This window comes from Pseudomonas sp. PDNC002, from assembly GCF_016919445.1.
Lineage (GTDB): Bacteria > Pseudomonadota > Gammaproteobacteria > Pseudomonadales > Pseudomonadaceae > Pseudomonas.
Window position 1 is genome coordinate 3,912,087 of record NZ_CP070356.1, and the last position, 19,219, is coordinate 3,931,305.

A 19,219-nucleotide genomic window follows, 5' to 3' on the forward strand; every position below is an offset into this window, starting at 1 on the left:
GCCTGCCGGCCGGATCGCGGATAAGATCCGCTCCTACGGGAGCGGGGGTGGCGTCGTGGAGCTTCAGGCGAGCTCGCTGGCGAGCGGCGCCTAGAGCGGCAGCAGGCGCTCGCCCAGCTTGCCGTTGTCCGCCAGTTCGAGGAACTCGTCGCCCATCCGCCGGCTTTCGTCCATTGCCTTGTGCCAGTAACGCTCGCGCCCCGCGTCGTCGCCCAGGTAGCGGTGGAAATCCTTGCGGTCCGGCAGCTTGTTGTGCGGCAGGCGCGCCAGGTATTCCTTCGATGGGGCGAGCAGCAGTACGTCCTGCAGGCGTCCGGCATCACCACGGCGCCAGGGCAGGCCCTTGTCGAACCAGCCGGGAATGACCTTGTCGGTGAAGTGCGGGTAAAGCACCACGCCTTCAGGCTGGTAGGGCAGGTCGAGGTGATAGTCCAGCAGCCCGCCGTCGCGGTAGGTGCCGGGGCCGGCGCCGGGAATGTCGCGCACGCCTTCCATGACCATGGGGATGGAGCCGGAGGCGAGCAGGGCGTGGCGCAGGTTGGCCAGGTCCAGGTGCAGGTAGCGCGAGGGGAAATCCGACAGCGGCCCCAGCGGCGGCGCACGGCGCGAATCGTGGATGATCAGCCGTTCGAAATGCCGGTGCAGGTGGCGGCGGCCTACCAGGTTGTCGCGGATCACCGCGCCCAGGCCCAGGCCGAGGTTGGCCTTGCCGTCCTGCGCCAGGCGGCCGTGGCTCTTCACCACTACCACGTTGAGGCGATACCAGGGGTTGTCCAGCACGCTGGCGTCGCGGCCATCGAGCAGGTCGTCGAGCATCTTCGCGCAGCTTCTCGAGACATCACTGATGCTCGCGTTGCGGGCGAAACGCTGCTGGGTGTAGAGCTCGCCGAGGCGGCGGATGCCTTCGGCGGGATCAGGCAGGCAAGCGCTGGCGAAACGCCAGGAACCGATGGAGGCGCCGATCAGCGAGCGTTCACGCGGTGCGCGCGGCAGCCATTCGCCGAACAGCGCGAGGTCCAGCCCCTGGATGCCCAGTGCCTTCGGACCGCCGGCGGCGCCGGGAAGTATCCCTACATCGGCGGGAGAGAGTCCCTGTTCGCGGATGCGCTGGAGCGCTCGGCTACCGGCCTTGAGCGTGAGGGCGGGGGTCTTGATCTGGATGGCGGTCATGCGGGCCTCGCTGTGGCAGGCCGCGATTATAGAGCCTGTATGCCGGGAGCAAGGATACTTCATGGGGTGAATGATCTTTGCCGATTCAGCTTGAGTTAAGTCCTTCGCCTTAGTCTGACAGCAGTGAAATTCTGATGAGGTACGTTCATGAAATGGCTGCCGATCCTGACCACGTTCTCCGCATTGCTGCTGGGCGCCGGCGTCGCCACGGCTCACGATATCGGTCCTGACGAGGCGTTGCGCCTGCGCGATGCGGGCACCATCCGCAACTTCGAGGATCTCAACCGCACGGCCCTGGCGAAGCACCAGGGCGGTTCGGTGTACGATAGCGAGCTCGAGCTGGAGCATGGCCGCTATCTGTACAAGGTCGACATCAAGGACGCCCAGGGCGTGAAGTGGGATGTCGAACTGGATGCGGTCACCGGCGAAGTCCTCACCGATCACCAGGATGACTGATGAAGACCGTTCTACCCCGCGCGGCGCTGCTTGGCCTGGCGCTGCTGGCCATGGCCGGGACCGCGCAGGCCCATGACCTGAGCCAGGATGAAGCCTTGCGCCTGAGCCGCGAAGGGGTGATCCGCCCCTTCGAGGAAATCCTTCCCGCCGCGCTGAACCGCTATCCCGGCTCGCGCCTGCTCGAGGCCGAGCTGGAGAAGGAGCACGGCAACTACATTTATGAAGTGGAACTGCTGACCGTCGACGGCGTGGTGCGCGAACTGGAACTGGATGCCCGCGATGGCCGCATCCTCAAGGATAAGGAAGACGACTGATGCGCCTGTTGCTGGTGGAAGATCATGTACCCCTGGCCGATGAACTGCTCGTCACCCTGACCCGCCAGGGCTACGCCGTGGACTGGCTGGCCGACGGTCGCGACGCGGCCGTGCAGGGCGCCAGCGAACCCTACGACCTGGTCATCCTCGACCTCGGCCTGCCGGGGCGCCCGGGGCTGGAAGTGCTGCAGGAATGGCGCGGCATGGGCCTGGCAACCCCTGTGCTGATCCTCACTGCGCGCGGCTCCTGGGCCGAGCGCATCGACGGCCTGAAGGCCGGCGCCGACGATTACCTGACCAAACCCTTCCATCCGGAAGAGCTGTTGCTGCGCATCCAGGCGCTGCTGCGCCGTGCTCGCGGGCTGGCCAACCAGAGTCAGCTGGAAGTGGCCGGGCTGAGCCTGGACGAGTCGCGCCAATGCGTGCAGCAGGGCGGCAAGGAGGTCGACCTGACTTCCGCCGAATTCCGACTGCTGCGCTACTTCATGCTGCATCCCGGCCAGTTGCTGTCGAAATCGCACCTGGCGGAGCACCTGTACGACGGCGAGACCGAGCGCGACTCCAACGTCATCGAAGTCCACATCAACCATCTGCGCCGCAAATTGGGCCGCGAGATCATCGAGACCCGCCGTGGCCAGGGTTACCGCTTCACCGGCAACGGTGCCGCGAATTGATGTCGATCCAGCGTCGGCTCGGTCTCGGGCTTGGCGTGGTACTGGTGGTGGTCGGTCTCGTGCTGGCCCAGGCGGGCCTCTGGCTGTTCGACCAGGGCTTGCGCCGCTATCTGGTGAACGGCTTGCAGGACGAAGCGGAAAGCCTGCTGGTGGGTATCACCCGTGGCCCCGCGGGGTTGCAGCTCGACGGCGAGCGGGTCGATGCGGCCTATGAGCGGCTGTTCTCCGGACGCTACTTCGTCATCCGCTTCGATGAGCAGACCTGGCGTTCGCGATCGCTGTGGGACAACGAACTGGAGCTGCCTTCGCACAAGGGACTGGCCAAGTCGCTGGAGAAAGGCCCCGAAGGCCAGCGGCTGCTGGTCTATCGTGGCGACTACAAGCGTTACGGCAAGAAAATCAGCATCGTCGTCGCCCAGGACTACACGCCCGTCCTGAAGAGCTTCAATCGTCTGCGCAACATCGGCCTGGGCGCCGGAACCCTGGCGTTGCTGCTGATCCTGGTCTTCCAGGGCTTTACCGTGCGCCGTGCGCTGCGCCCGCTGGAGCGGATACGCCAGCAGATTGCACAGTTGCAGGAAGGTCAGCGCAGCCAGTTGGACAGCCAGGTGCCCCGTGAGCTGGAGCCGTTGGTGGAACAGACCAACCACCTGCTGCAGCACACCGAGGATACCCTGCGCCGCTCGCGCAATGCGCTGGGCAACCTGGGCCATGCTCTGAAGACTCCGCTTGCGGTGCTCATCAGCCTTGCCGACCGCGAAGAGCTGCGTGATCACCCGGAGCTGCGGCGAGTGCTGCAGGAGCAGCTGGAGCAGATCGAACAGCGCCTGGCCCGCGAACTGGGGCGTGCGCGGTTGGTGGGCGAGGCATTACCCGGCGCGCACTTCGACTGTGATGCCGAGTTGCCCAGCCTGTGCGACATGCTCAAGCTCATCCATGGCGATCACCTCGCCATCGGCTGGCAGGCGCCGCCCGCCACGCGCTTGCCGTATGACCGGGAGGACCTGCTGGAGATGCTCGGCAATCTGCTGGACAACGCCTGCAAGTGGGCGGATTCACAGGTTCGCCTGACGGTGGAGAAGGGCGCCGATGCGTATCGGCTGAGCGTCGACGACGACGGCCCCGGCATTCCCGAAAACCAGCGCGACAGTGTGCTGGAACGTGGCACGCGGCTGGACGAGCAGGTCGCCGGGCATGGCCTGGGGCTGGGCATCGCACGGGATATCGCGGCGGCGTGCGGCGGAAGCCTGCATCTCGAAGGCAGTGAGTTGGGTGGGTTGCGCGTAGTCGTCGAGTTGCCGCGCCGAGCGGCGTGAGTCGGGTTGGCTGTGCAGGAGCGGCCTGCACCGATGCGATTTTTTGTAGGAGCGGATCTTATCCGCGACCCGGCCAGCAGGCCGGTGTAACGCCCCGGTTGTCCGGGTTGTCGCGGAGAAGCTCCGCTCCTACAGACGCATCCTGTTTAAACGCGGAATTGATCCATCAACCCCTGCTGATGATTCGCCAGCTTGTTCAGCGACTGGCTCACCTGCGCCGACTCCTGCGCCTGGCTCGACAGCGATTCGGTCACGTCACGAATCCCCGCCACGTTCCGGTTGATCTCCTCGGCCACCGCGCTCTGTTCCTCGGCCGCGCTGGCAATCTGCAGGTTCATGTCGGTGATCACCCCGACGGCGTCGCCGATGCGCTTGAGCGCGGCCACAGCCTGTTCGACCTGGGACACGCTGTCCTGCGCCTGGCGATGGCTGTTGCTCATCGCACCGACCACATCGCGGGTGCCGTTCTGCAGGCCTTCGATAACCTGGCGGATTTCCTCCACCGAGTCCTGGGTGCGCTTGGCGAGGTTGCGCACTTCGTCGGCGACCACCGCGAAGCCGCGCCCGGCCTCACCGGCGCGGGCCGCTTCGATGGCGGCGTTGAGCGCCAGCAGGTTGGTCTGCTCGGCGATGCCGCGGATGACTTCCAGCACCGAACCGATCTGCTCACTGCTCGCCGCCAAACCTTCCACCTGGCTCATGGCGCTGCTCATGTCGCTGGCCAGTTCGTCGATCAGGCGGGTGGTGTTGTCGATCACGTTGAGACCGTCGCGGGTCGCACCGTCGGCGCCACGCGCGGCATCGGCGGCCATGGCGGCGCTGTTGGCGACGTCGTGGGCGGTAGCGCTCATCTCTTGCGAGGCAGTGGCCACCTGGTCGACTTCGCGGAACTGCTGCTGCATGCCGGCGCTGGTCTGGCTGGCGATTTCCGAGGACTGGTCGGCAGTGGCGCGGGCGTCCTGCACCGAGGATTTCACGTCGCGGATGATCGGCTGAAGCTTGTCGAGGAAGCGGTTGAACCAGCCGGCCAGCTCGCCCAGCTCGTCCTTGCCGGCGTAGTCCAGGCGCTTGGTGAGGTCGCCTTCGCCGCTGGCGATGTTGCGCAGCATGGCGGCGACGTTGAGGATTGGCCGGGTCACGCCGCGGGCGGTGAGCCACATGGCGAACAGGCCGATCAGCACGGCGACCAGACCGAAGCCCAACTGCGAGACAGTGCCCTGCACGCGCTGGTTGTCCAGTTCGTTCTGCAGTTCGATGGCCGGGCCGAGCAGGACGTTCTGCGGTACCTCCAGCAGCACGCCCCACGGCTTGGAGCCGGGAATCGGTTGCAGCGGTTCCACTACACGCAGCTGATCGTCCTGGCGGAATACCTGCTCGTGATTGGCGGCAATGGCCTGCAGCAGCTCGGCGCCCTGATTCGGGTAGACCTCCTGCAGCTTCCTGCTCAGCTTGGACGCATCGGCGCTATGCCCGGCGAGCAGGCCGGCGGCGCTGACGATGCTGACGCGGCCCTGGCCATCGTAGAGTTCCTGGCTGCCCTCGACGGCGATTTCCTGCAGCTTCTCCATGCTGATGTCCAGGCCCATGACACCGACGATCTTGCCGTCCAGTTCCAGCGGGAAGGCGATGCTGGTCATCAGCATCTTCTTGCTGCCGACGTCGTCGAAGTAGGGATCGAGGACGCAGGGCTGGCGGGTGGTCTTGGGGCAGGTGAACCAGGCGTTGTAGGCGCTGCCGCTCGGACCGGGGCTGGTGTCGTTGAGCAGCGACTCGGCCATGGCCTCGGATTCCAGCTGGCCGGGCGTGGCTTGCGACCAGTAGATCGAGAAGCGGCCGGCGTCATTGCTGCCCAGTTCGCCCTGGCCGGCGAAGAGCTTGTCCTTGCCGTCCAGCGCATCGGGTTCGAAGGCCACGTACAGGCCCAGCAACTCCGGGTTGCCTTCCAGCGCGGTCTTCACCTGGCGGGTCAGGTCCTCGCGCAGGTCATAGGCGTCGAGGAAGCGCTTCTGCGCCTGGTCGCGCAGGAACAGGACCTGGCGGGAAAATCCCTTTCCGTATTGGTAGGCATCCATGATGTAGCGCTGAATCCGCATGGCCTGGACTTCGCCGCGTGATTGCAGGCGCGCCTGGGCCGCTTCGTTGAGCATCTGCGTGCTCGATTGCTTGACCAGCGAGGTACTGGTCTGGGTGCGGTAGACGGAAATGCCGGAGAGAAGCGAGACGACGCCTAGCAGGCACAGGCCGGCGAGCAACGTGACCTTCCACTGGATGGAGAGACGGCGCAGCAGCATGGAGGGGAATCCTTGTTTGAACTAAGCCTCGGGATGCCCGGTATATCGGCCTTTCCCGCATCTTCTTGACCCGCAACAGGGCGAAACGCCGGAAAACAGGCGATTCTGGCGCGCCGTTACGACGGATGGCGACTTTCAGGCAAAAAGCGTGCGCACTACGGCGAAAACCCCGCCGGGCAACTTCGGAAACGTCTTGATTCGACTCATTTTTTGACACCCCGACGGACGTTTGGCAGAGTGCGCGCCTTTTGCCCGCGCCGCGGCGCGGACAAGTGCGAGAGGAGTGGTGAAGATGAATGCGGTGCTGATCGCCATTGGCCTGATGCTGGTGCTGAGCCTGTGTCGCGTGCACGTGGTGGTCGCATTGATCGCCGGTGCGGTGGTCGGCGGGCTGCTCGGCGGCTTGGGCATGGACGGCACGCTCAAGGCGTTCAACGAGGGTCTTGGCGCCGGTGCGACGGTGGCGCTGTCCTACGCCATGCTTGGGGCCTTCGCCGTGGCCATCGCGCGCTCCGGAATGGCGCACGCGCTCGCCGACCGCGCCCTGGCGATGCTCGGTCGGCACGAGACGAACGGTTCCAACGGCTTCAAATGGATGATGGTCGGCTTGCTGCTGGTGGTCGCCATTTCCTCGCAGAACATCCTGCCGATCCACATCGCCTTCATCCCGCTGCTGGTGCCGCCGCTGCTCTACGTGCTGACGCGTCTGCAGATCGACCGCCGCCTGATCGCCTGCGTCATCACTTTCGGCCTGATCACGCCCTACATGTTCCTGCCGGTGGGCTTTGGCAACATCTTCCTGAACCAGATTCTGCTGGCCAACGTGGCCCGCGCCGGGGTCGATGTGCAGGGCATCAACGTGACCCACGCCATGCTGATTCCCGCGCTGGGCATGGTCTGCGGCCTGTTGGTCGCGGTGCTCTTCAGCTACCGGCGCAAGCGCGACTACGACCTGGAGCGCATCGAACAGGCCGAGCGGGTCGACACGCCGTACAGCAAGATGAGCCTGCTGGTGGCAGGCGTCGCGGTGGCGGCGGCCTTTGCCGTGCAATTGCTGCTGGATTCGATGATCCTCGGCGCGCTGGTGGGTTTCCTGGTGTTCTCGCTGTCCGGCGTGGTGCGCTGGAAGGAAGCGGACGACCTGTTCACCGAAGGCATGAAGATGATGGCGATGATCGGCTTCATCATGATCGCCGCCCAGGGCTTTGCGGCTGTGATGACCGCCACCGGGCAGGTCGCCAGCCTGGTGGGCAGCGCGGCCGGCTGGATCGGCAGCAGCAAGGCGCTGGGCGCTTTCATGATGCTGCTGGTAGGGCTGCTGGTGACCATGGGGATCGGCTCGTCGTTCTCCACCGTGCCGATCATCGCGGCGATCTTCGTGCCGCTGGCGGTGCATCTGGGCTTCAGCCCGCTGGCCATCGTCAGCATCGTCGGCACGGCTGGTGCGCTGGGCGATGCGGGTTCGCCAGCATCGGACTCCACCCTCGGCCCGACCTCCGGCCTGAACGTGGATGGCCAGCACAACCACATCTGGGACACCGTGGTGCCGACCTTCCTGCACTACAACCTGCCGCTGCTGGCCTTCGGCTGGGTGGCCGCGATGGTGCTTTAAGGCTCTGGACGGGAAATTCCGCGTTGAAAGTTGCACTCGGCAGGTCAACTGCTGACTAATGAGCAGGATTCCCACCCACGGACCCGCTCATGTTCGACTCGAAACTGGAATACCGGACGTTCCTCGCCCTGCTGGCGGTGGTGACCATCGCCTTCGCCTGGATACTGCTGCCGTTCTATGGCGCGGTGTTCTGGGGCACCATCCTGGCCATCATCTTCGCCCCCATGCAGCGCCGCCTGCGGGTGCGCCTGAAAGGTCGCAACAATCTCGCGGCGCTGATCACCCTCACGGTCTGCTTCCTGATCGTGATCCTGCCCGTGACCTTCATCGCCGGCGCGCTGGTGCAGGAGGGCGCCACCGTCTACCAGCGCCTGAAGTCCGGTGAGCTGAACTTCGTCACTTATTTCCAGCAGGCTTTTGCGGCGTTGCCGTCCTGGGCGCACCAGTGGCTGGAACGTTTCGACCTGGCCGACCTGTCCAGCCTGCAGGAAAAACTCTCCTCCGGCGCGATGCAGGCCAGCCAACTGGTGGCGACCAAGGCGTTCAGCATCGGCCAGAACACCTTCGAGTTCGTCATCAGCTTCGGCATCATGCTCTACTTGCTGTTCTTCCTGCTGCGCGACGGCTCGACCCTTGGCCGGCGAATCAAGCAGGCGGTGCCGCTCAGCGTCGACCACAAGCAGCATCTGTTCACCAAGTTCACCACGGTGATCCGCGCCACGGTGAAGGGCAACATCGCCGTCGCCGCGACCCAGGGGGCGCTGGGCGGGTTGATCTTCTGGTTCCTCGGCATCCAGGGCTCGCTGCTCTGGGGGACGTTGATGGCGTTCCTCTCGCTGTTGCCGGCCATCGGTGCCGGGCTGATCTGGGTGCCCGTAGCGGCGTACTTCCTGCTCACCGGTGCGATCTGGCAGGGCGTGGTGCTGACGCTGTTCTGCGTCGTGGTGATCGGCCTGGTGGACAACATCCTGCGCCCGATCCTGGTCGGCAAGGACACCAAGATGCCTGACTACGTGGTGCTGATCTCCACCCTCGGCGGCATGTCGCTGTTCGGCCTCAACGGCTTCGTCATCGGTCCGCTGATCGCAGCGCTGTTCATGGCGTCGTGGGATCTGTTCACCGGCCGTGAAGAGGAAACACCGAAAGCGGCGGAGTAGGAGAGTGCGTAGGGCGAATAACCTGGAACAGGTTATCCGCCGTTGGCAATTTGGCGGATAACGCTGTCGCGTTATGCACCCTACGAAAGCTGAATCCTGGCCAATAAAAAACCCCGCCGAAGCGGGGTTTTTCATGCCTGTCGATCTCAGCCGGCGATGGCTACCAGGCCGCTGTGCTGGAGGATGTCCAGCAGCGGTTGCGGGTAGACGCCGAGGAAGAAGGCGAGCAGGGCGATGGCTACCAGCATGATGCCGCCGGCGCGCTGGGCCCAGTCCAGGGGAGCGTCGTGGCGCTTCATGTTGGGCTCGACCAGGAACATGGTCACCATCACGCGCAGGTAGTAGAACAGACCGATGGCGCTGCCCAGTACCAGCGAGCCGACCAGCCACCAGTGCTGCGACTCGACGCCGGTGGCGACGATGTAGAACTTGCCGATGAAGCCGGCGGTCAGCGGAATGCCGGCCAGGGACAGCATCATCACGGTCATCACCGCGGTCAGCACCGGGCGGCGCCAGAACAGGCCGCGGTACTCGAACAGCGCGTCGGCGTCGCGGCCGCTGTACGGGGTGGACATCAGGGTGACCACGCCGAAGGCGCCCAGGGTGGTGACCACGTAGGTGGTCAGGTACACGCCGACCGCTTCCACGGCCAGACCCTTGCTCGCCACCAGGGCGATCAGCAGGTAGCCGAAGTGGGCGATGGACGAGTAGCCGAGCAGGCGCTTGATGTTGCTCTGGGTCAGCGCCAGCAGGTTGCCGATCAGGATCGAGGCAATGGCAATGACCGCGATGGCGTCATGCAGCAGGCCGTTGTTCAGGGCCGCCGGAGCGATCTGGAACAGGCGCAGCAGCACGGCGAACACGGCGACCTTGCTGGCGGTAGCGAGGAAGGTCGCTACCGGAGCCGGGGCGCCTTCGTAGACGTCCGGCGTCCACAGGTGGAACGGCGCGAGCGACAGCTTGAAGCCCAGGCCGACGACCATCATGCCGACGCCGATGGACAGCAGCGGACCGTGGCTGGTGCCTTCGGCCAGGGATGCGCCGATGGCGGAGAAGCCCAGGCTGCCGGACTCGGCGTAGAGCAGGGCCATGCCGAACAGCAGGAAAGCCGAGCCGGCGGCGGACAGTACGGTGTACTTGATGCCCGCTTCCAGGGTGCGCTTGTTGAAGAAGGCGTAGGCCACCATGCCGTAGACCGGCACCGACAGCAGTTCCAGGCCGATGAACAGGCCGGCGAGGTTCTGCGCGCTGACCAGCACCAGGCCACCCGCAGTGGACAGCAGCAGGAGCAGGTACAGCTCTTCGCGGTTACCCGGGAAGCTCTCCATGTAGGCATGGGCGAGCGTGGTGCAGGCCAGGGCGGCGACCAGGATCAGCGCCATGTAGAAGCAGGCGAAGTTGTCCACCAGCATCAGCGGGGTGACTTCGATCGGGGTGACTTTCAGTACCGGGAAGATCGACAGCAACGCCAGGTTCAGACCGATCACCGAGAGGGTGGCGGTCATCGAGTGGTTACGCTTCCAGGCTACCGCGAGCATCACCACCACCAGGGTGGCGCTGGTGATGAGCAGCGGCAGGAGCGCGATGAAGTGTTGGATCGTGAAGGTCATATCGCGCTCGCTTACCGTGCTGCCAGGGTGGAAAGGGCGGCACCCAGCCACTGCTGGACGCCATGCATGGTTGCAGCGGAGGTGTCGAGGACCGGCTGCGGGTAGACACCCAGCACGATCAGCAGCACTGCAAGGCCAAGCACCATGGAGAGTTCGCGGAAGTTCAGGCCGGCGATGGCGGTGTCGGACTTGGCCGGACCGAAGTACGCGCGGTGGATCATGATCAGCGAATAGACCGAACCGAACACCAGGCCGAAGGTGGCGATCACGGTGATCACCGGCACGACCTTGAAGCTGCCCAGCAGGATCAGGAATTCGCCGACGAAGTTGCCGGTGCCCGGCAGACCCAGCGACGCGGTGGCGAAGAACAGCGCCACGGCCGGCAGGTACGGAATGCGCGACCACAGGCCGCCCATCTTGCGCATGTCACGGGTGTGCAGGCGCTCGTACAGCTGGCCGCAGAGGATGAACAGCGCGGCGGCGGAGAGGCCGTGGGCGATCATCTGCACGACCACACCCTGCAGCGCCTGGGGGCTGCCGGAGTAGATGCCGATCATCACGAAGCCCATGTGCGACACGGAGGAGTAGGCCACCAGGCGCTTGATGTCGGTCTGCGCGAACGACAGGAAGGCGCCGTAGAAGATGCCGATCAGACCCAGGGTCATGGCGATCGGGGCGAACTCGGCCGAGGCGTTGGGGAACAGCGGCAGGGCGAAGCGGATCAGGCCGTAGGCCGCGGTTTTCAGCAGGATGCCGGCGAGGTCCACGGAACCGGCGGTCGGCGCCTGGGCGTGGGCGTCCGGCAGCCAGGAGTGCACCGGTACGACCGGCATCTTCACCGCGAAGGCGACGAAGAAGCCGAGCATCAGGATCCACTCGGTGTGCGGCGGCAGCTGGGTCTTGAGCAGGTCGGCGTAGTTGAAGGTCAGCACGCCGGTGCTGTTGTAGTGCACGAACACCAGGCCGAGGATCGCCACCAGCATCACCAGGCCGCTGGCCTGGGTGAAGATGAAGAACTTGGTGGCGGCGTAGATGCGGGTCTTCTTGCCGTCGTCCGAGCTATGACCCCAGAGCGCGATGAGGAAGTACATCGGCACCAGCATCATTTCCCAGAAGAAGAAGAACAGGAACAGGTCGACGGCGAGGAACACGCCGATCACACCGCCCAGGATCCACAGCAGGTTCAGGTGGAAGAAGCCGATGCGGCGCTGGATCTCGTTCCAGGAGCAGAGGACGGACAGCACGCCGAGCAGGCCGGTCAGCGCGACCATCAGCAGGGACAGGCCATCCATTGCCAGGTGCACGCTGATGCCGAAACGCTCGATCCAGGGTACCTGGAACTGCAGGGTCCACTGCGGCTCGCCACCCGGCGCCGGGGCCAGCTGGAAGTCGCCGGTGTGCCACACCCACAGGCTCAGGGCGAGGGTGAGGACCATCGATCCCAGGGCGACCCAGCGAGGCAGGGTCTTGCTGGTGTACTCGGCGATCCAGCAAAGGAAGCCGCCGATGAAGGGGATCAGGATTAGCCAGGGCAGAATCATGTCGGGCTCAATCTCTTTCGTGAATTCATTAAGCCAGCAGCAGCGCGCCGAGGAGCAGCGCGGCGCCACCCACCAGGGAAGCGGCATACCAACGCAGGCGGCCGTTCTCGGTGAGGCTGAGGAGTTTGTGACCACCGCGGGCGGTGAGCGGGACCAGGACCAGGGTCTTGTCGATCGGGTCCGCGGCCAGCAGGCGGCAGATCAGCAGGTAGGGTTTCACGAACAGCTTGTCGTACAGCCAGTCGAAGCCCCAGGCGTGGTACCACCAGGTGCCGAAGAAGCGGCCCGGTGCGCTCTGGGCGACGGCGCTGACGAAGCGGCGCTTGCCGAGGAACAGCAGGCCCGCCAGCAGGATACCGGCGATGGCAATGGCGCCCGAGGCGATTTCCAGGCTGTGCTTGGCTTCACCACCGGCATGACCGGCGCTTTCCGGCAGGACGCCGGCCAGCGGCGGAGTGATCAGCGCGCCGATGAAGGTGGAGAGCACGATCAGCACACCCAGCGGCAGCCAGTGGCTGATGCCATGGCCGGCGTGCGCTTCGGTCTTCGCTTCGCCGTGGAAGGCGATGAAGATCAGGCGGAAGGTGTACAGCGAGGTCATGAAGGCGCCGACCAGACCGGCGATCAGCAGGTTCTGGTGTCCGCTGGCGAAGGCTTCCCAGAGGATCTCGTCCTTGGAGTAGAAGCCGGCGGTCAGGAAGGGCAGGGCGGACAGTGCCGCACCACCGACCACGAAGCTCGCATAGGCCAGCGGCAGCTTCTTCCACAGGCCACCCATCTTGAAGATGTTCTGCTCGTGGTGGCAGGCAACGATCACCGCACCGGAGGCAAGGAACAGCAGGGCCTTGAAGAAGGCGTGGGTCATGAGGTGGAAGATCGCGCCACCCCAGGCGCCGACGCCCAGGGCCAGGAACATGTAGCCGATCTGGCTCATGGTCGAGTAGGCGAGGATGCGCTTGATGTCGGTCTGCACCAGGGCGGCGAAGCCGGCCAGGACCAGGGTCACGGCGCCAATGATGCCGACCAGCTCCAGAACGTTCGGAGCCAGCTCGAACAGGCCGTGGCAGCGGGCGATCAGGTAGACGCCCGCGGTCACCATGGTGGCGGCGTGGATCAGCGCGGAGACCGGAGTCGGGCCGGCCATCGCGTCGGCCAGCCAGGTCTGCAGCGGCAGCTGGGCGGACTTGCCGACGGCGCCGCCGAGCAGCATCAGGGTGGCCAGGTTGATCCACAGGTCGCCCTTGGCGAAGTGCTGCGGAGCCAGGACCAGCAGCTCCTGGATGTTCAGCGTGCCCAGGTGCTGGAACAGGATGAACATGCCGATGGCGAAGAACACGTCACCCACGCGGGTCACGATGAAGGCTTTCAGCGCCGCGTTGCCGTTCGGTACGTGGTTGTAATAGAAACCGATCAGCAGGTAGGAGCAGAGGCCCACGCCTTCCCAGCCGAAGTACATGAACAGCAGGTTATCGCCCAGCACCAGGAACAGCATGCTGGCGATGAACAGGTTGGTGTACGCGAAGAAACGCGAGTAACCGGTCTCACCGCGCATGTACCAGGAGGCGAACAGGTGGATCAGGAAGCCGACGCCGGTGACCACGCCGAGCATGGTGACCGACAGGCCGTCCAGGTACAGGGTGAAGTTGGTCTTGAAGTCACCAACGCTCATCCATTGCCACAGCACCAGGCTGTAGGCGCCACCTTCGGGCGGGTTGCTGTGGAAGCCCCAGATCGCCCAGAAGGCGGAGAGGGCGGCGAGGCCCACGGAGCCGACACCGACCAGAGCTGAGAGGTTTTCCGACCACTTGCCACGGGAGAACGAGAGCAGCAGGAAGCCGACCAGGGGGAACAGGAAAGTAAGGGGCAGCAGGTTCATCCGCGCATCTCGCTGGCAGCGTCGATATCGAGGGTATGGAAGCGGCGATACAGCTGGAGCAGGATCGCCAGGCCGATGCTGGCCTCGGCCGCAGCCAGGCTGAGCACCAGGATGAACATCACCTGGCCGTCGGGCTGGGCCCAGCGGCTACCGGCGACCACGAAGGCCAGCGCGGCGGCGTTCATCATCACTTCCAGGCTCATCAGTACGAACAGGATGTTGCGTCGTACCATCAGGCCCACCAGGCCGAAGCAGAACAGCACACCGGCGAGCGCCAGTCCGTGTTCGAGAGGAATTGTGTTCATGGTGTTAGTCCTTCGCTTCGTGGCGGCCGAGGTGGTAGGCGGCGACCAGTGCCGCCAGCAGCAGCATCGAGGCCAGTTCGACGACCAGCAGGTACGGGCCGAACAGGCTGATGCCCACGGCCTTGGCGTCCACGGTGGTGTGACCGATGCCGGCACCGCTCGGGGTGCGCGAGAGCATCCACAGCAGTTCGACCAGCAGTACTGCCGCGAGCGCGCCAGGACCGATCCAGACTTTGGGTGTGAGCCATTTGCGCTCCTGCTCGGCGATAGCCGGGCCGAGGTTGAGCATCATCACCACGAAGACGAACAGCACCATGATCGCGCCGGCGTAGACGATGATTTCCAGGGCGCCGGCGAACGGCGCGCCGAGGCTGAAGAAGGTCATCGAAATGGCCAGCAGCGAGATCACGAGGTAGAGCAGGGCATGCACCGGGTTACTGTTGGTGATGACCCGGAAGGTTGCCAGCACGGCGACGCCGGCGGCGAAGTAGAAAGCGAATTCCACGCGACGTCTCCTTACGGCAGCAGGCTCTTGACGTTGATCGGTTCGGCTTCGTTCTGCGCGGCGCCTTTCGGCTTGCCGGCGATGGCCATGCCGGCAACGCGGTAGAAGTTGTAGTCCGGGTTCTTGCCGGGGCCGGAGATCAGCAGGTCTTCCTTCTCGTAGACCAGGTCCTGGCGCTTGAACTCGCCCATTTCGAAATCCGGCGTCAGCTGAATCGCGGTGGTCGGGCAGGCTTCTTCGCACAGGCCGCAGAAGATGCAGCGGGAGAAGTTGATGCGGAAGAACTCGGGGTACCAGCGACCGTCGTCGGTCTCGGCCTTCTGCAGGGAGATGCAGCCGACCGGGCAGGCCACGGCGCACAGGTTGCACGCGACGCAGCGCTCCTCGCCGTCGGGATCGCGGGTGAGGACGATGCGGCCGCGGTAGCGCGGCGGCAGGTACACGGCTTCTTCCGGGTATTGCAGGGTGTCACGCTTGCGGAAGGCATGGCCGAAGATCATCACCAGGCTGCGAAGCTGGGTGTAGGTGCCATGCACGACTTCGAAAATGTATTTGATCATTGTCTTGCTCCTTACTGGGTCGCCAGCACGACAGCGCCGGTCACCAGCAGGTTGATCAGAGTCAGCGGGAGGCAGAACTTCCAGCTGAAGGCCATCACCTGGTCATAGCGCGGGCGCGGAATGGACGCGCGCAGCAGGATGAACATCATGATGAAGAAGCCGGTTTTCAGGGCGAACCAGATGAACGGGATCTGCGGCAGGATGCCGAAGGGCCCGTGCCAGCCGCCGAAGAACAGGGTCGCCAGCAGCGCGGACACCAGCACGATGCCGATGTACTCGCCGACGAAGAACATGCCCCATTTCATGCCGGCGTACTCGATGTGGTAACCGTCGGCCAGTTCCTGCTCGGCTTCGGGCTGGTCGAACGGGTGACGGTGAGTCACGGCGACGCCGGCGACGAAGAAGGTCATGAAACCGAAGAACTGCGGAATGATGAACCACATGTGCTCGGCCTGGTAATCGACGATGTCGCGCAGGCTGAACGAACCGACCTGGGCCACGATGCCCATCAGCGACAGGGCCAGGAACACCTCGTAGGAGATGGTCTGGGCCGAGGCGCGCAGGCTGCCGAGGAGGGCGAACTTGTTGTTGCTCGACCAGCCGGCGAACAGCACCGCGTAGACGGTCAGGCCGGCCATGGCGAAGAAGAACAGGATGCCGATGTTCAGGTCCGCCACACCCCAGGTCGGGGTGATCGGGATGACGACGAAGGCCACCAGCAGCGCACCCATGGCGATCATGGGGGCGAGGGTGAAGATCATCTTGTCGGCGAACGGCGGGGTCCAGTCTTCCTTGAAGAACATCTTCAGCATGTCGGCGCCGAGCTGGAAGGCACCGAAGGGGCCGACCCGGTTCGGACCGTAGCGGTCCTGCCAGAGGCCGAGCAGACGACGCTCGACCCAGCTGAGCAGCGCGCCGCAGACGACCACGGCGAGCAGGATGACGATGGCCTTGATGACTTCGATGATGATGTCGACGACGGCGGGTGTCAGCCAGCTCATGCTCATCAAACTCATTGCGCAGCCTCCTGCAGACCTTCAGCGACCGAGCCGATGACGCCGGCGGGAATGCCTTGCAGACCGATCGGCAGGGCGACCAGGCCGGCGCCGAGCTCTTCGCTTACACGCAGCGGCAGGCGCAGCTCCTGGCCCTTGACGGTCAGGCGGATGATCGCGCCTTCGTTGACGCCCAGACGGTCAGCCTCGGACTTGGCCAGGGTGACGTAGGTCTGCGGGATGCGCTCCTGCACCGGGGCGGCCTTGGCGGAATTCTCCTCGCTGCCGAACAGGTGATAGAAGGGCACCACCTTGAACTGGCTGGCGGCGGTGTGGAACGGCGCAGGAATCTCGCTGAACCACAGGGCCTCGCCCTTGGCCTCGATCAGGCGCACGCCCGGATCGCCGGCGCGCAGGTGGCCGCCGACTTCGTCCTGGAACTTGTTCCAGGCTTGCGGGGAGTTCCAGCCCGGGGACCAGGCGAACGGAATCTGCTGACGCGGCTCGGCGCTGCCGGAGTAGCCTTCCATGGAGAAGGCGAAGGCGGAGTCAATGTCCTGCGGCTGACGCGGCTCGCTGACGTTGATATTGGCGCGCATGGCGGTACGGCCGGAGTAGCGGTGCGGCTCGCGTGCCAGCTTCAGGCCCTTGATGCGGAACGCGGCGTTCGGCGCTGCTTCGCGGATGCCAGCCAGTTGCGGCTTGGCGACGACGACGGCGTCGATCACGTGGTCCAGCTGTGTCCAGTCGACGCGCTTGCCTTCGAGGGTGCTGTGCAGGGCGTGCAGCCAGCGCCAGCCTTCGCGGACCAGGTTGTCGGCGTTGTAGTAGGTCGGATCGTAGACCTGGAAGAAGCGCTGGGCGCGGCCTTCCTGGCTGACCAGGGTGCCATCGCCTTCGGCGAAGCTGGCGGCCGGCAGCAGGACGGTGGCCTTGGCGCTGGTGGCGGTCTGCTGGTGGTCGGCGACCACGACGATCTTGGCGGCGGCCAGGGCGGCGTCGACAACAGCGGCGTCGGCGCGGCGGTACAGGTCGTTCTCCAGGATCACCACGGCATCGGCGGCGCCAGAGGTCAGCTGCTCGAGGGCGGCTTCGACGGATTCACCACCGAAGAGGGCGAGGCCCAGGCTGTTGGCTTCCGGAACCACCAGGCTCAGGGAGCCGTTCTTCTCGCGGTTCTTCAGTGCGCTGGCGATGTTGGCGGCGGCTTCGATCAGGGCGTTGCTGCCCAGCGAGGTGCCGGAGATGACCAGCGGACGCTTGGCGGCCACCAGGGCATCGGCGATGCGCTGGGCCAGGGCGGCGGCTTCGGCATCGAGGCCGGCGACGGCCGGGGCGCTCGGGTCGATGGCGTGGGCCACGGCGAAGCCCAGGCGAGCCAGGTCTTCGGTAGCGGCGTGCACGCACTCGGCGGCAACGTCGTCCAGGCGGGTTTCATCCAGGCTGGCGATAAACAGCGGGTTCATCTCGTGCTGGGCGATGGTCTTCACCGCGGCGTCGAGCCACGGCTGGATCTTCATCGCGGCGGCCATGTCCTCGCCTTTGCCTTTCACCGACTGGCGCAGGGCCAGGGCGATACGGGCAGCGGTCTGGGTCAGGTCTTCGCCGAGCACGAATACCGCGTCGTGGTCTTCGATGTCACGGATGGTCGGAACCGGCAGCGGACCGTCCTGCATGACTTTCAGCACGAGCTGCAGGCGCTGCAGTTCGTCGGCGGAGATGCCGCTGTAGTAGTTCTGCGCGCCGACCAGTTCGGCCAGGGCGTAGTTGCTTTCCAGGCTGGCGCGCGGCGAACCGATACCGATGACCTTGCGGCCCTTGAGCAGGGCGGCGGTCTGGTCGAGGGCGCCGTCCAGCGAAAGCTTCTGCTTGCTCAGCACCAGCTGCGGCTGGCGTGGGCGGTCTTCGCGGTTGACGTAGCCGTAGCCGAAGCGGCCGCGGTCGCACAGGAAGTAGTGGTTCACCGAGCCGTTGTAGCGGTTCTCGATGCGACGGATTTCACCGTAACGCTCGCCGGGGCTGATGTTGCAGCCGCTGGAGCAGCCATGGCAGATGCTCGGGGCGAACTGCATGTCCCACTTGCGGTTGTAGCGCTCGGAGTGGGTCTTGTCGGTGAACACGCCGGTCGGGCAGACCTCGGTCAGGTTGCCGGAGAATTCGCTCTCCAGTACACCGTCCTCGATGCGGCCGAAGTAGACATTGTCGTGCGCGCCATAGACGCCCAGGTCGGTGCCGCCAGCGTAGTCCTTGTAGTAACGGACGCAGCGGTAGCAGGCGATGCAGCGGTTCATCTCGTGGGCGATGAACGGGCCGAGCTCCTGGTTCTGGTGGGTGCGCTTGGTGAAGCGGTACCGGCGCTGGTTGTGGCCGGTCATCACCGTCATGTCCTGCAGGTGGCAGTGACCGCCTTCCTCGCAGACCGGGCAGTCGTGCGGGTGGTTAGTCATCAGCCATTCGACGACGCTGGCGCGGAACTGCTTGGCCTCTTCGTCCTCGATGGAAATCCAGGTGTTGTCGGTGGCGGGAGTCATGCAGGACATGACGAGACGACCGCGTTTGTCGTTCTCGTCGGTGTACTGCTTGACCGCGCACTGGCGGCATGCGCCGACGCTTCCGAGCGCCGGGTGCCAGCAGAAGTAGGGGATGTCGAGACCGAGGGAGAGGCAGGCCTGCAACAGGTTGTCCGCTCCGTCGACTTCTAACGTCTTGCCGTCTACGTGGATCGTGGCCATGGGTCTAAGTCTTCGTTGGCCCGTTGTCAGCGGGCGTGGCTAATAGAAATCACGGTTTCATCGGGCCGGCGGCACGCCGCGGCACTGCAACGAAACAACGCTGGG

Annotated in this window: 16 protein-coding genes; 6 read left to right on the forward strand and 10 right to left on the reverse strand. The window is 65.1% G+C overall.

Going from position 1 to position 19,219, the window contains the following annotated elements; translation table 11 throughout:
* Positions 1–90: 90 nt before the first annotated feature.
* On the reverse strand, positions 91–1,170 hold the full coding sequence (locus JVX91_RS17900) for a patatin-like phospholipase family protein (RefSeq protein WP_205335534.1): 1,080 nt from the start codon (positions 1,168–1,170) through the stop codon (positions 91–93).
* Positions 1,171–1,317: 147 nt separating this feature from the next.
* Between JVX91_RS17900 and JVX91_RS17905 the strand changes: the two genes are divergently transcribed.
* The 4 genes from JVX91_RS17905 to JVX91_RS17920 are packed head-to-tail and all read left to right on the forward strand — an operon-like array spanning position 1,318 to position 3,930.
* Positions 1,318–1,626, forward strand: a complete 309-nt coding sequence (locus JVX91_RS17905) for a PepSY domain-containing protein (RefSeq protein ID WP_205335535.1) — start codon at positions 1,318–1,320, stop codon at positions 1,624–1,626.
* The gene (locus tag JVX91_RS17910) at positions 1,626–1,940 is read left to right on the forward strand and encodes a PepSY domain-containing protein (protein ID WP_205335536.1); all 315 of its coding nucleotides are present in this window, start codon (positions 1,626–1,628) and stop codon (positions 1,938–1,940) included. The genes JVX91_RS17905 and JVX91_RS17910 overlap by 1 nt, the downstream gene beginning before the upstream one ends.
* Positions 1,940–2,614: a response regulator transcription factor gene (locus tag JVX91_RS17915; protein ID WP_205335537.1), complete on the forward strand. Its 675-nt coding sequence runs from the start codon at positions 1,940–1,942 to the stop codon at positions 2,612–2,614. The genes JVX91_RS17910 and JVX91_RS17915 overlap by 1 nt, the downstream gene beginning before the upstream one ends.
* On the forward strand, positions 2,611–3,930 hold the full coding sequence (locus JVX91_RS17920; protein ID WP_205335538.1) for a sensor histidine kinase: 1,320 nt from the start codon (positions 2,611–2,613) through the stop codon (positions 3,928–3,930). The genes JVX91_RS17915 and JVX91_RS17920 overlap by 4 nt, the downstream gene beginning before the upstream one ends.
* 146 nt (positions 3,931–4,076) lie before the next feature.
* Here the strand turns inward: JVX91_RS17920 and JVX91_RS17925 are convergent, their stop codons facing one another.
* On the reverse strand, positions 4,077–6,221 hold the full coding sequence (locus JVX91_RS17925; RefSeq protein WP_205335539.1) for a methyl-accepting chemotaxis protein: 2,145 nt from the start codon (positions 6,219–6,221) through the stop codon (positions 4,077–4,079).
* Positions 6,222–6,513: 292 nt separating this feature from the next.
* Here JVX91_RS17925 and JVX91_RS17930 point away from each other — a divergent pair, with 292 nt between their 5' ends.
* A complete protein-coding gene (locus tag JVX91_RS17930; protein WP_205335540.1) occupies positions 6,514–7,833 on the forward strand; it encodes a Na+/H+ antiporter NhaC family protein in 1,320 nt (439 codons plus the stop codon).
* 89 nt (positions 7,834–7,922) lie between these two features.
* Positions 7,923–8,990, forward strand: coding sequence for an AI-2E family transporter (locus JVX91_RS17935; RefSeq protein ID WP_205335541.1), 1,068 nt, complete (start codon positions 7,923–7,925; stop codon positions 8,988–8,990).
* 146 nt (positions 8,991–9,136) lie between these two features.
* Here the strand turns inward: JVX91_RS17935 and nuoN are convergent, their stop codons facing one another.
* From nuoN to nuoG, 8 genes are read right to left on the reverse strand one after another with little or no spacing between them, the layout of a single operon-like run.
* Positions 9,137–10,600, reverse strand: coding sequence for an NADH-quinone oxidoreductase subunit NuoN (gene nuoN / locus JVX91_RS17940; protein ID WP_205335542.1), 1,464 nt, complete (start codon positions 10,598–10,600; stop codon positions 9,137–9,139).
* Positions 10,601–10,611: 11 nt separating this feature from the next.
* Entirely contained in the window at positions 10,612–12,141 is a 1,530-nt protein-coding gene (gene nuoM, locus JVX91_RS17945) for an NADH-quinone oxidoreductase subunit M (protein ID WP_205335543.1), read from the reverse strand.
* 28 nt (positions 12,142–12,169) lie between these two features.
* Complete coding sequence (gene nuoL / locus JVX91_RS17950; RefSeq protein WP_205335544.1) at positions 12,170–14,017, reverse strand: NADH-quinone oxidoreductase subunit L; 1,848 nt, start codon at positions 14,015–14,017, stop codon at positions 12,170–12,172.
* On the reverse strand, positions 14,014–14,322 hold the full coding sequence (gene nuoK / locus JVX91_RS17955; protein WP_024765121.1) for an NADH-quinone oxidoreductase subunit NuoK: 309 nt from the start codon (positions 14,320–14,322) through the stop codon (positions 14,014–14,016). Before nuoK ends, nuoL begins: the two co-directional genes overlap by 4 nt.
* Before the next feature lie 4 nt (positions 14,323–14,326).
* Complete coding sequence (nuoJ, locus tag JVX91_RS17960; protein WP_169938589.1) at positions 14,327–14,827, reverse strand: NADH-quinone oxidoreductase subunit J; 501 nt, start codon at positions 14,825–14,827, stop codon at positions 14,327–14,329.
* 11 nt (positions 14,828–14,838) lie between these two features.
* Positions 14,839–15,387 carry an NADH-quinone oxidoreductase subunit NuoI gene (gene nuoI, locus JVX91_RS17965; RefSeq protein ID WP_024765123.1) on the reverse strand — a complete coding sequence of 183 codons (549 nt, stop codon included), beginning with the start codon at positions 15,385–15,387 and terminating at the stop codon, positions 14,839–14,841.
* Between the two features lie 11 nt (positions 15,388–15,398).
* Positions 15,399–16,388 carry an NADH-quinone oxidoreductase subunit NuoH gene (gene nuoH / locus JVX91_RS17970; RefSeq protein WP_205340040.1) on the reverse strand — a complete coding sequence of 330 codons (990 nt, stop codon included), beginning with the start codon at positions 16,386–16,388 and terminating at the stop codon, positions 15,399–15,401.
* An 11-nt stretch (positions 16,389–16,399) separates the two neighbouring features.
* A complete protein-coding gene (gene nuoG, locus JVX91_RS17975; RefSeq protein ID WP_205335545.1) occupies positions 16,400–19,114 on the reverse strand; it encodes an NADH-quinone oxidoreductase subunit NuoG in 2,715 nt (904 codons plus the stop codon).
* Between the last annotated feature and the right edge of the window lie 105 nt (positions 19,115–19,219).